The sequence below is a fragment of the Nocardia niwae NBRC 108934 = DSM 45340 genome (genome assembly GCF_001613465.1).
GTDB lineage: Bacteria > Actinomycetota > Actinomycetes > Mycobacteriales > Mycobacteriaceae > Nocardia > Nocardia niwae.
In genome coordinates, this window is the sequence record NZ_BDCK01000019.1 from 36904 (window position 1) to 48903 (window position 12000).

Consider the following 12000-nt stretch of genomic DNA (forward strand, 5'->3'; position numbering starts at 1 on the left):
CGGCGAGCGCTGGAGACTTCAGCTGCGCTCAGTTCAGTGTGAACGTGGCCGTTCCCGAGATCTGCTCCATCTCCCTGTTGTTCGAGTCCAGCGCGACGATTCGAGCCTCCACCCGGCCGACGCCCGGCGCCGTGCCGAAACCGACGATCACGCCGTCTACCGTGTCTTGGACGACACCGTTCACGACGCGGTGCTGCTGCCCGTCCGCGTACCCCGTATCGAGATTCTCGAAGCGCACCGCAACCTTCCAGTCCGAGCAGCCTTCCCCGGTCTGGGTGATGTTCACCCGCCCGCCGAATGTGCCGACCTTCTCCTGCTGCACGGTGACCGCGTCGATGATCGCCGAGCAGCTCGTCGGCACCAGGCGCGACAGGGTCGGCGTGAACGGAAAACCCGGGTCATGCGGTATGGCGGTAGCGGGCGCCGCGAACCCGGCCATCCCGGCGGCGGTCACCGCTGCGACGACACCGGCGCGAGCCGAAAACCGTTGCGGCTGCTTGTGATCGAGAGACATACCGGGTTTGTCGGGTCACCGGAAGTCGGTGTTACAAGATGCCTCGCCGCATTCCTCTGCGCGCGCAGGCATAAACAGCGCCGGTTGCCTTATTCGCAGGCGACGCCGTCCTTATCGCGGTCCAGCTCTGATCTGTAGCCGGGTTCTCCCCGCCGTAGCGGCGCGGCACCCGCTGCCTTGGCGGCGGCGCAGTTGGAGTAGTAGACGCTGGGGGCTGCCGGTCGCGGTGGCACCGGTACGGCCGCCGCCGGTGGAGGCGGTACCACTGCTGCGGGCGGGACCGGCGCGACCACAGCCGGCGGTGAAGTGGGGATCAGGGTCGTTGCCAGTGGGGTCGGCGGCGGTGATGCGGCAGTGGTTGTCGGCGGCAGGAGTGTCGTGTGGCCGGCGGATACGACTGATGTCGTGACCGGTGTCGTAGTGGTTGGCGTTGAGGCGGTTTCGGCGCCGCAAGCGGCGGCTGTGAGCGTCACTGCCGCGCACGAAAGGAGCGCGGCAGCATGTCGCCGTGTTGATGTCATGGTCTCTTTCCGAGGTAGGGGTGTATGTCCGAGCGCAGGTGCATGCCGCCGCGTCGACGGAAAGGGTGACGCGCCGCCATGGCATTGCACCTTGCGTTGTCGGCTTTGGTTCCGTCCCGCAGATTCTGCGTAGTGCGCAGCTCGGGAACTGCCGGCCTTATCGGAATCGGCCCGGCTTGTGTTTCGGGTATCCGCCGCAGTTGGTCCGACCCTGTGGTTCGCCTCGGCCCGAACGTCGGTTGGACCGTAGTCCTTCTTTCGACTCGGTTGCTTCTGAGCCTGTTCACCCGTGCGGTGGGCCGATCAGACGCGGTCGTGGAGAGTGACCTGGTAGCCGTCGGGGTCGGCGAAGGTGAATGTGCGGCCGAAGGGGCCGTCGGTCGGGGCGGAGACGATGGTGTGCCCGTCGGCGACGAGAGCATCGTGAATGGCTTGGACATCTGTGGCGTGCAGCCAGATCGCGGCGCCGATGCCGGGCTGAGCGACGGATGCGAGATCGGTGCCGGGAACGATGTCGCGGAGTGCGAACGCGATCGGCTTCGTCTCGAAGACGACGGCGTGCGCAGGTCCGGCCTGCGAGCGGACGAGGCCGAGGTATTGCTCGTAGAACGCCTGCGAAGCGGCGAGGTCGCGCGCTTGGAGCGAGAGGAAGTCGGGTCCGGTGACGGGCATGATGATGCTCCTCAGTTCGTGTCAGTTTTCTGACATAAACAATCTATGTCAGAATGCTGACATGAGTCAAGACGGTGCGGGCGTCGATCTGGAGACGTCACTGGGCTACCTGCTGAAAGAGGCTTCGAGCGTCCTTCGCGTAGCCATGGAGGAGGTGCTGCGGCCGCTCGGGATGAGCGTGACGCACTACTCCTGTCTCGAGCTGCTGGCTCAACGACCGGGTCTGTCGAACTCCGAGCTCGCGCGGGGCGCGTTCGTGACGCGGCAGACGATGAACGTGCTCCTCCAGGCCCTGGAACGAGACGGCTACGTGACCAGGCCCGCGGAGGCGCCCGTCGGGAAGGTCCTTCCCGCGCGGCTCACGCCTCGCGGGCGACGGAGCCTCGAGAAGGCGACCGTAGCGGTCCGGTCCGTCGAGGTCAGAATGCTGGCCGGCCTGACCGAGACCGAACAGTCGAGCGCGTTCCGGATCCTGCGGAGCATGATCCGTTCCCTGCGTGATGGCAACGAGGGTGCATAGTTCGCTCCCCGGCGCACATCTGGTCGCGCTCGGATAGCGATGCGGCCGAGTAGCCCTGACTGCGCCGGAACCGGATACCGCGGCCTCGGCGGTATCGTGCGGATGATCCGAAGCGGGTGAAGCTGAGCAGAGGTCTGCCGCAGGGGCTTTCGCGAGCCGAGATCACCTACCGGGCCGAGGGCGGCCGCCACCCGGCAAACAGCCGTCGTAGGCGGGAATTCCGAGTGGAAGCGGAGCGGTGGCTGCGCGTTGACTACGCTGGCGCGGTGTCCCAATCCGTGCCACTGACGAGACTTCTCGATGACGCGGGCTTGTTGTCGCTCGAACACCGGCTGCACCTCGAAGACGTGCTCGGCGCACACGTGTGGGAGGTCGATCTGGAAGGACGCCGGGTGGAATTCCTCGGTGACGAGCGCTCCTTCGTGTGTACCGACGTTCATCTGCTCGGCACGGCCGACGCCGAGACGTGGCTGTGGGGGTGGGTCAATCCCTGGGGATACTCGCCGTCACTACTGCGCGCCGCGGAGACGGTGCGCGAGTTCGGATTGCGGTACCGCGTGGCCGAATTGTGTTCGGCCGAACTGCCGGTGGTTCTCGGGGGCGCGGCCCCGGAGCCCTATCAGGTCGCTGGGTTGATGGCGGATGCCGCGAAGATCGTCTGTGGTCGCTGGAACTCCTACTGCGGGATCATCGACGGCGCCTGCGTCGCGTTTCTCATCGACCACCCGGCGTTCGAGCTGCCCGCGCCCACCGCGTCCGGTCTCGCTCGGGTGCTGGCCTATGGTTTCGGGGCGCTGCCGCTGACAGATCACCGGCGTGCCGTGCACAGCTATCTGACGCGGCGCGGCCTGGTCACCGAATTCCTCGACGACTACCGGTGGCTGGAATTCGGCGGCGACGGTCTCGCGGGAGAGGCCGAGTTCGACGCTTCCGGCCGGATCGCGCACCTCGATGTCCGGATCGCCGTTACGGAGAGCGACATGCCCCTCGCGGCGGAAACCCGGTCGGCCCCCTCTCGCTGACCACGCGGACGACGTCCGGGCCCCGTGCCGGTCAGCTCGGCGGGAACTGCTGCTGGAACCAGCCGAGAATCTCCGGCAGCGCGGCCCGGGCGGTTTCGCCATGGTCGAGGTCGCCCAAGTCGCTCAGCGTGGCGTCGGCGCTGCCGAGAGCTCGCAGGCAGCTCTCGGCATTCGGATAGGGGACGGCGCGGTCGCCGCGGGAAGCGTAGAGGTGGACGGGTACCCGGGGAGTCCAGTCGCAGGTGCCGTCGCTCTCGGCGACGGCCTTCGCGGCGGCGCCGCTCGGCTCGGCCGTCAACCGGAGGAACTCGGGTGTCAGCAGTTGCGCGGGGGTCGCGGCCAGTGCGGTCACGATGGTGATCTCACTGTGCAAGCCGTCGAAGAGTCCTTCGACCTTGTCGGCATAGGGCAGCTGGAAGGCTTCGGCCGGATCCTCGTAGAGGGGGTGGATCCGGTTCATGGAAGTGATCCAGTAGGCGAGGAACAGCACCGCGGCGCCCGGAACGACCCGCCCGTCGAGTGCGGCGGGCGCCTGGACGTGCTGGAGGTCGTAGGGTCCGCTGATGGGGGCCAGGGCGGCGATACCGAAGCCGGGGATCGTTCCGGCCTGCAGCGCCTTGCCGAGGGCCATCGCCGCGTGGCCACCCTGGGAGAAGCCGGTCACCAGCACGTTGGTGTCCAGCTCGCGGCCTTGCTGGACCGCCAGTGCCCCGGCCGCGCGCAACAGGTCGGCGGACGCGCTGACCTCCGAGGCCGCGTGCGTGTAGGGGTGCGGTCCCGGACCGTTGCCGAGGCCCAGGTAGTCGGGTGCGGTCGCCGCGTAGCCCGCGGCCGCGAACGCCACGGCCCGCAGCCGTTCGGAGAGGTTGCGGGTGTCGACCGAGGGGGCGTCGGTCCGGAGCGTCATGGTCCCGTGTTCGTAGCTGACCACGCGCAGCCGCCGGGAGCCGGTGCGTGGCAGGACCACCAGGCCGCTGGCGGTGGTCTGCTCGTCTTGCGGTGTGATCGTCCGGTATTCGACGCGAAAGGCGTCGACACCGTTGTGGACGGGAGTGTGGATTCCGCCGTTGCCCAGCAGCGTCGCGGTGTCCTCGGGCGACAGTCCCATGAGGGGCGTGGTCGACACGATCTCGCCTCGGGCAGGCGACGGTTCGTGCTCGGAGTTCCCGCATCCCGCGGCACCCAACAGGATGACCACCGCGACCAGGCAGCGCATCAGACGGTACATCCGTCGGTCCTCTCGACGATGATCGGCTTCGCTCCATCATCGCGCCTGCGCGGGCGAGTGTTGGGAGAAGATCGGCGGTCGCGTCGAGTGGCGCCGGAAGACGCGCAACCGCGTCGGGACGAAGCAAGACGCCCTCGTCCGGCCGAAACGGTGGATGCTCCTGTGCCTGGTCGTTGCTGGCGCCTCCATCGTCGGCCGAAACCAAGAATAAGTAAATCCTTGTTCCATATCGACTCAATCGTCTAGCAGTAGATAGCAGCGATATGTTATGAGCTATTATCATCACGCGTTGTAGTACGGGACGATTGCTGTTCGGAACGACGCAAGCCTGTCGACGCCATCCGGCCGAAGCTGTCCGGGCGGCGCCGGCAGGCGATGGCGGCTGATCGAGGGTCACTACCCGAGGAGTGGGCATGGGGACGCTACCGGCGAGCGCGACAACCGGCATCTACTTCCGTGCGGCAGCCGCGACGCTGGTCGAAGCAGCCACCGTCCTGGCGGATTTCGGGTGCTCCCCGGTCGACGTACCCGGGATTCTCGATCGGCTGCGCCGCGTCGAGGACGCGCTCGGCGTGGTCATCGGCAACCTGTCCGCCGCTCTGGCGTCCGAGCCGGGGGCCGGCGATCATGAGCCCCTGACCGAACTCGGAGATGCCCTCGGCCGAGTCGTCGAGCGGACGCGTGCGGCCGCCGCGCTCGCGGACGCCTACGTCGTCACGGCGGTGCCGGACGAGGTGCTCGAGATCGTGGTGACGATCGGCCGCTGCGCGCACCTCACCGCCGCGGCGCTGGGGGCCTGCGACCAACCGCTGCTCGGGTCGTATCGCGCGGAACTCCTGCGTCTGGCGGTGCACGCCGAGCGGACGTTCACCCGGTGGTCGTTGTCGCGGCCGCGTGGTGGCGAGGACCCGACGGCCGAACTCGGCGGTGCGCTCGTCTCGGTCGTTCACGCTTTCCTCGCGGTCGGTCATGCGTCGGCCGTCGTCATTCCGGCATGAACGCGGGCTCGGCCGGAGGGATGCGGCGCGGCCCGCGGGTTGGGGGAGCAGCACTATGTGGCCATGCATTCTTCCGAGCAAGTCGCCGCCAACTGGTGAAATGCGTCTTTAGTTAGTGGTTGTTCATCCCTTGTGATAGAACTCACTGGCGAAACGAAGGGGACTGTTCGACATGGAACCAACAGCCAGGCAACGCGCGGCGATGGCCAGTATCTGCGACACCTTCAACCCGGGCGACGGGTTGACGCTACCGTCGGCGAGCGCGCTCGGAGCCGTCGACACCGTCTTCGAGCTGCTGGGACGCAATCCTCGCGAGGCCGAGAAGAAACAACTCGCCACGTTGCTGAATCTGTGGGATTCCCGGCTGGCCGGATTGCTCACCGGCAGTGGTCCCCGGCGTTTCTCCCGGCTGCCGCAAGCGGAACGGGAACGGGCGTTGCTGCGGCTGGCAGACTCTCGCTTCGAGTCGGTGCGGGTGATCTTCCAGGCGCTCAAACAAGCGTCGCTGCTGTCCTACAACATCACCCCCGGCCCATCGGGCACCAATCCGCTGTGGAAGGAGATCGGGTATCCGGCACCGTCCGGGCCGCTGCAGACGGCGCCCGCGCCCGCGCTGACACCGCTGCGCTGTAACGAGACCACCGAACTCCACTGTGACGTCGTGGTCGTCGGTTCCGGCGCCGGAGGCGGTGTCGCAGCCGCGGTCCTGGCCGAAGCGGGTCTCGACGTCGTCGTCCTGGAACGCGGAAACTACTACGACGACCGCGATTTCGGCGCCGGCGAACTCGGCGGGCTGCAGCACTTGTACGCGCCGGGGCCGCCCGGCTCCAGCGAAGGTCAGATCACACTCGTCGCGGGCACGTGCCTGGGCGGCGGGACGGTCGTGAACTGGAGCACGTCCTTGCCGACGCCGACCGACGTGCGCGCGGAGTGGGCCGGTCTGGGCGCCGTCCAGTTCGCCGAGACCGAGTTCGACGAAGCGCTCGCGGTGGTGCAGCGGCGGCTCGGCGTCACCGACCGTCGGTCGGTGTTGTCGGCCCGCGACGGCGTGCTCGAGCGTGGCGCCCACGCACTGGGCTGGGAAGTGGACACGTTGCCGCGCAACGTGACCGACGCCTGCGATGCCGGTGTGGAGTGCGGTCGATGCGGTTACGGGTGCAGGCTGGGCGCCAAACAGTCGGTGACCAAGACCTGGCTCGCCGACGCGGCCGAGCGGGGTGCGCGGCTGGTGGTGGACGCCGATGTGCGGCGGATCACCGTGCAAGGTGGGCGGGCCCGAGGTGTTTCGGCGGTCACCTCCGACGGTGTGCAGATCGAAGTGCGCGCCCGTGCGGTAGTCGTGGCGGCCGGAGCCATCCAGACGCCGGCGTTGTTGCGGCGCTCGGGATTACGCAACGACAACATCGGCCGCCATCTGCGCCTGCACCCGGCGGCCGCGGTGTTCGGTGTGTTCGAGGAAGAGATCCGGCCGTGGGAAGGCGGATTGCAGACCCGGATCTGTCGCAAGCACAGCGACTTGGACGGCAACGGCTACGGCGTGATCTACGAAACCGGCCCGATCCATCCCGGGCTCGCCACCGGGTTCATGAGCTGGCGCGGCGCGGCGAACCATCGAACCACCATGCTCGATTTCGCGCACTCGAACGCGATCGGCATCATCACCCGCGACCGTGATTCCGGGACGGTGACCGTCGACCGCGGCGGCGAGCCGGTCGTGGACTATCGGTTGTCCGACTACGACGCCGCCCACCTGCACACCGGGTTCGAGGGAGCGGCGAGCATTCTGGAAGCCGCCGGCGCGCACCGTATCTTCTCCGGGCACCAGGCCGGCGTCTCCTACGAGCCGGGCCGGCGCGGCTCGCACGCCGAATTCGCCGCCGCCTGCCGAGCCGCCGGATACGGCCCGGGGCAGTGTTCCCTGGGCGCGCTGCACATCATGGGCTCGGCCCGGATGGGCGGCTCACCGGACACCTCGGCCACCAACCCGGACGGCGCCACCTGGGAAGCGGCGAACATCGTCGTCGCCGACGCCTCCTGTTTCCCCACCGCCTCGGGCGTCAACCCGATGGTCTCGATCGAGGCGATCGCCTACATGAACGCCAAACGACTTGCCGCGCAGCTGATCTGAGCGGTTCGAGCGGTCAGAGCGCGCGGATGCCGTCGAGCACCGCGCGCAGGAGGCCGAGATCCGATTCGGGACCCGCCGGGTGCTCGGCCGAGCGGACGATGAGCCTGCCGTCGTCGAGCAGGTCGCCGATGAGGACCTTCGTCATCGTCAGCGGCAGGCGCAGGCGTGCGGACACCTCGGCCACCGATTGCGGAGTGCGGCACAACTCGACGATGGCGGCGTACTCCGGTTCGGTGCGCCGCAGCGCGGCCCCGGGTGCGCCGTCCACCACCAAGGTGACCAAGTTCAGTTCCCGGCGCACGGCACGACCCCGGCCGCGGGTGATGGCGAAGAGCCGGACCAAGGGACCGGCATCCTCCTCGTACCAGGGATCGTGCTGATAACTCATGGCTGTATCGAAGGCTGCGGGCGTGTGTCGACCGACAGGTGTGTTCCGACTCGCTGCACCGTCTGATTCATCTCGTAGGCCACCATACCCATATCGGCGGTCTCCGACGCCAGCAGCGCCAAGCACGCGTTGGCGCCCGCCGTGGTGACGAACAGCACCGCGCGGTCGAGCTCCACCACGGTCTGGCAGACCCCGCCCGCGTCGAAATGGTGGCCCACACTGCGGGACAGACTGTGCAGAGCCGATGCCATGGCGCAGAACCGCTCGGCGTCGGCCTTGTCCAGCTGAGCCGAATGGCCGATCAGCAGCCCGTCCGAGGACAGCAGGACCGCGGACCGGGCTCCGACCAGTCCGGTGACCAGCTCGTCGAGCAGCCAACCGATGCCGGTTCCCTGGGAAGTAGTCATCGTCGCCTTCCGAAGGTGGGTGGGAGAGTTACGGACTAGTCGAGATCGGGACGCTTCCGGCGTCCCTGGCGAGTCCCGCTTTCGATGGCACTCATCAGATTGCGTGCCTCATCGGCGGACCGTTGCCGCACCGGAGCCGCGGGGGGCGGCGTCTCGGTCTGATCTTCGGGAGACTGACGGCGGCGGCGTGGCAATGCCGGGCGAGTATCCGAAGCGGGGCCGGGATGCGGTGCGGCGCCGGTGTCGAATCCACGGCTGTCGCTGTGCGGTTCCGGCGCCGGGGCCTGCTCGGACGAGGAGGTGAACCATGCCGATCGTCCCGGCGCGGGCGTCGGCCGAGGCGCTGGTGCGTAGTCGGGCGCCGCCGGCTTCGCGGGCTCGATATGGTCGCCTTCGTTGTGCTCACGCGATGGCGTCTCCGATTGCAGCAGAGCGCTCGGAATCAGCACCACCGCCCGGACGCCGCCGTAGACCGATTCCCCGAGACGCACCGAGACGCCATGCCGGTGGGCCAGTTTCGCGACCACGAACAATCCCAGCCTGGTGTCGCTGGACAGGGTCACCACACTGAAATCCGGCGGGTTGGACAGCAGTTCGTTCCGCGCGGCGAAGTCGGCCTCCGACATGCCGAGTCCCTGATCGATGATCTCGATCGCCACACCGCGCCCGACCACGACGCCGGACACCTCGACCCGCGCCTGCGGGGGTGAGAAGGCGGTCGCGTTGTCCATCAGCTCGGCCATCAAGTGGATCACGTCGGCCACCGCGTTGCTCGACACCTGAGCCTCCGGCAGGCGGCCGGTCTGAATCCTGGCGTAGTCGAGACTTTCCGCGACGGCGGCGCGGACCAGGTCCAGCAGCGGCACCGGCTTGCGCCAGCGCCTGCCCGGTTTCTCGCCACCGAGGATGATGAGGTTCTCGGCGTTGCGCCGGGCCCGGGTCGCCAGGTGGTCGAGCTGGAACAGCAGCTCGAGCTGGTCGGCGTTCTCCTCCTGGCGTTCGGCCTGGTCGAGCAGGGCGAGCTGGCGGTGCACCACCACCTGGCTGCGATGTGCGATGTTGAGGAACACCGCATTGACGCCCGCGCGGGTCTTCGCCTCCGCGACCGCGGCCGACACGGCCGCGACATGGGCGCGGTTGAAGGCGTCGGCCACCTGGCCCAATTCGTCGGAACCGAAATCGAGCCGCGACACTTCGGTTTCGGAGTCGAGGCTTTCGCCGCGACCGAGTCGCTGCATGAGATCGGGCAGCCGCTGGTCGGCCAGTTCCAGGGTGTCGCGCCGCAATCGCCGCATGCGTGCGATGAAGCGATTGGCCAGCACCAGCGCCGCGACGAACGCGAGGGTCGCGACCAGCAGCACCGCCGCGCCACCGAGCATGGATTGCCGCGCGGTCCGGTCGCCGCGCTCGCGGGCGATGGCGTGCGCGTCGTGGCTCTGGTCGTCCCACAGCTTCAGCAGGGCCGAACCGACCTGGCCGGAAGCCTCCTGCCAAGCAGCGACGTTCATGGGCAACGGCGTGGCTCGCGAGGTCGAGCGGCCGCTCTGGGTCCTGCCCGTGCCGTCGCTGGACCGGCTGGACTCGTCGGAGTCGCTGCCCGCCTCCACCGGCCCCCGCAGCAGCACCGCGTCCTGCATCGCGATCACCTTCTGGTAGGCGGGTCCGTTGGTGATCTCCTGGAGCTGGGCGAGGCGAGCGCCCTTCAACACTTGGGCGGAGTAGGCGACCTGGCTGCGGAATTCGCCGGTCAAACGGCTGAATTCGGTCAGCTGCGCGGGCGAATGCTCCTCGACGGTCAGCGCCACCGCGCCCAACGTGTCCGCCATCGACAGTGCTTCCGCCGCGCGCAGGGGCTCCACGCCGTAGCTCAGTTCCATGGCGATGTCGGCTTCCGGCGCCACCCGGGCGGCGAGCGTCGAGGCGGCGATGATCGTGCCGATGATCTGGCTGAAGGCGCCGAACACCTCGTTGGGCGCCGCCTGGCGCGAGTCCACCCCGCCGCGCAGCGTCGGCACCAGCGCGAACAGCTTGTTGTAGCCCTCGATCTCGGAGGCGGACCCGCCGGGGTTCAGCTTGCGAGCGGCGTCGCCCTTGGCGATCACCGCCGCGAGCGCCGCGTCGGAGCGTTGACGCGCGGCGGCGAGCCCGCGGGCGACGTCGGTGTCGCCGGCCATGTACAGCAGCGACAGGCGACGCTCCTCCTCGAACGATTGGACCATGAGGATGGCGGGCACCGTCGTGCTGCTGGCCAACTCCGCCCATTCCTTCGCCGCCCGCGCGGATCGCACCAGGTAACCCGCCGCGCCCACACCGATCGTGAGCAGCGTGACGCTCGATATCAACACGATCGCCAGCAACCGCACCCGGACACTCACTCGGCCACGGACGTCACGCCGGCTCGAGCGAACTACTCCCACAGCGGATTCGCGTAGCTCAGACCACTTGCTCACGGCTAGAAAATGCCTACCTCTGACACGGCCCCGCCCGACCCGGGCGGCACCTCACCTGTACCCGTCCGAAGAATAACGAAAGTGTAGCGGTTCGATCGCGAATCACACGGATTGGCGACTCGCAACAAGTGAACCGCAATTATTACTGAGTTTCGCAGCACATCCTGACGTACGGCCAGAACGTCGCATGACCAATAATTCCAGGAGTATCGGCAAGCCCCAGCGCTGGTATAGGCGAGGCGCACAACCCACGAGGTCCTGAATCAGAGCGATCCACTATTGCTAACTTACCGCCTGTTCTGGTCGAATTCCGACAACGAGCTCGATGCCGCCAGTCGTCGGCCTGTCTGCGTGATGAGCCGACCCCGAGAAGCGCGGGCCGCCTGGATGCCGACGCGGGAGGTAGGACTTACCTGTGCGAGCGGGATCCGGGTGATGGTATAGCGCCGGTTTCGAAATCGAGTTCCCGCTGTTGGCGACATTCCACCCCGGCGGCTTCCGGGGCCCGGTGCCGGCGCCTCACCCGCGAGGGGCTTGCCGCGCTCCGCTTCCCCGCTCTTCGTGCCGAGACCCCCGGATCTATGGCCGCGGTCGCGGAGCCCGGTCACAATCGAGATCGAATCACGGGGCGCACCGAGAGGGAGGTTCGGCGGGGATGGATCCGGTGACGATGGTGGCGGCCGCATTGGCGGCGGGAGCCTCCGCGGAAAGCGCCGAGACCGCGAAAGGGTCTGTGCGCGAAGCCTATCGGGTGCTGCGAGGTTTGCTCGTGTCCGGCTACGCGGCGGTGGACGTGACCGCGGTGGAAGCGGAGCCGCGGTCGCGGGCGGCCCGTGCGGCGCTCGCGTCGGAACTCGCGGGCGCCGCGGCAGGCGACGACGCGGAACTCCTGGCTGCCGCCCGGCGACTGCTGTCGGAGATGGAGCATGCGGCGCCAGGGGCAGCCGAGTCGGTGGGGGTGCGGTTGCGCCGGGTTCGCGCCGGCGGGATCGAGATCAGTGACGTGATCGCCGCGGGCAGCGCGGTGATCGCCGAGGACGTCGACGCGGACGGAACCATCACGATCACGGCGGTCCGCGCCGGTGTGCAGGAGCCGCCCCACCCTCGGGCGGCGCGGCAGTAGTCAGCCCCGCTGCCGCGCACGGATTCCCT

The 12000-nt window shown here is 68.3% G+C and carries 12 protein-coding genes; 5 read left to right on the top strand and 7 right to left on the bottom strand.

The window, feature by feature from the left end:
* Positions 1–28 precede the first annotated feature (28 nt).
* From NNI01S_RS12040 to NNI01S_RS12045, 3 genes are all read right to left on the bottom strand, one after another.
* Complete coding sequence (locus tag NNI01S_RS12040) at positions 29–514, bottom strand: hypothetical protein (RefSeq protein ID WP_245676082.1); 486 nt, start codon at positions 512–514, stop codon at positions 29–31.
* Between the two features lie 89 nt (positions 515–603).
* Positions 604–1035, bottom strand: a complete 432-nt coding sequence (locus tag NNI01S_RS33390) for an excalibur calcium-binding domain-containing protein (protein WP_084488735.1) — start codon at positions 1033–1035, stop codon at positions 604–606.
* 303 nt (positions 1036–1338) lie between these two features.
* Positions 1339–1707, bottom strand: a complete 369-nt coding sequence (locus NNI01S_RS12045) for a VOC family protein (protein ID WP_063020160.1) — start codon at positions 1705–1707, stop codon at positions 1339–1341.
* 61 nt (positions 1708–1768) lie between these two features.
* Here NNI01S_RS12045 and NNI01S_RS12050 point away from each other — a divergent pair, with 61 nt between their 5' ends.
* Positions 1769–2227 (top strand): MarR family winged helix-turn-helix transcriptional regulator, encoded by a 459-nt coding sequence (locus NNI01S_RS12050; RefSeq protein ID WP_063020203.1) that lies wholly within the window; start codon positions 1769–1771, stop codon positions 2225–2227.
* 266 nt (positions 2228–2493) lie between these two features.
* Complete coding sequence (locus NNI01S_RS12055) at positions 2494–3249, top strand: DUF6882 domain-containing protein (protein ID WP_063917436.1); 756 nt, start codon at positions 2494–2496, stop codon at positions 3247–3249.
* A 31-nt stretch (positions 3250–3280) separates the two neighbouring features.
* Here NNI01S_RS12055 and NNI01S_RS12060 read toward each other — a convergent pair whose 3' ends face one another.
* A complete protein-coding gene (locus tag NNI01S_RS12060) occupies positions 3281–4477 on the bottom strand; it encodes an alpha/beta fold hydrolase (protein WP_063020162.1) in 1197 nt (398 codons plus the stop codon).
* 413 nt (positions 4478–4890) lie between these two features.
* On the opposite strand from NNI01S_RS12060, the gene NNI01S_RS12065 reads away from it, so the two are divergent.
* Both NNI01S_RS12065 and NNI01S_RS12070 read left to right on the top strand, forming a co-directional pair.
* Entirely contained in the window at positions 4891–5475 is a 585-nt protein-coding gene (locus NNI01S_RS12065; protein WP_063020163.1) for a hypothetical protein, read from the top strand.
* Positions 5476–5647: 172 nt separating this feature from the next.
* Positions 5648–7603, top strand: a complete 1956-nt coding sequence (locus NNI01S_RS12070; RefSeq protein ID WP_063020164.1) for a GMC family oxidoreductase — start codon at positions 5648–5650, stop codon at positions 7601–7603.
* A gap of 13 nt (positions 7604–7616) precedes the next feature.
* Here the strand turns inward: NNI01S_RS12070 and NNI01S_RS12075 are convergent, their stop codons facing one another.
* The 3 genes from NNI01S_RS12075 to NNI01S_RS12085 are packed head-to-tail and all read right to left on the bottom strand — an operon-like array spanning position 7617 to position 10773.
* Positions 7617–7991: a DUF742 domain-containing protein gene (locus tag NNI01S_RS12075; protein WP_063020165.1), complete on the bottom strand. Its 375-nt coding sequence runs from the start codon at positions 7989–7991 to the stop codon at positions 7617–7619.
* Complete coding sequence (locus tag NNI01S_RS12080) at positions 7988–8398, bottom strand: roadblock/LC7 domain-containing protein (protein ID WP_063020166.1); 411 nt, start codon at positions 8396–8398, stop codon at positions 7988–7990. Before NNI01S_RS12080 ends, NNI01S_RS12075 begins: the two co-directional genes overlap by 4 nt.
* Positions 8399–8433: 35 nt before the next feature.
* Positions 8434–10773: a nitrate- and nitrite sensing domain-containing protein gene (locus tag NNI01S_RS12085; protein WP_245676083.1), complete on the bottom strand. Its 2340-nt coding sequence runs from the start codon at positions 10771–10773 to the stop codon at positions 8434–8436.
* A gap of 730 nt (positions 10774–11503) precedes the next feature.
* Here NNI01S_RS12085 and NNI01S_RS12090 point away from each other — a divergent pair.
* Positions 11504–11971: a Het-E N-terminal domain-containing protein gene (locus tag NNI01S_RS12090; RefSeq protein WP_063020168.1), complete on the top strand. Its 468-nt coding sequence runs from the start codon at positions 11504–11506 to the stop codon at positions 11969–11971.
* Positions 11972–12000: the final 29 nt, after the last annotated feature.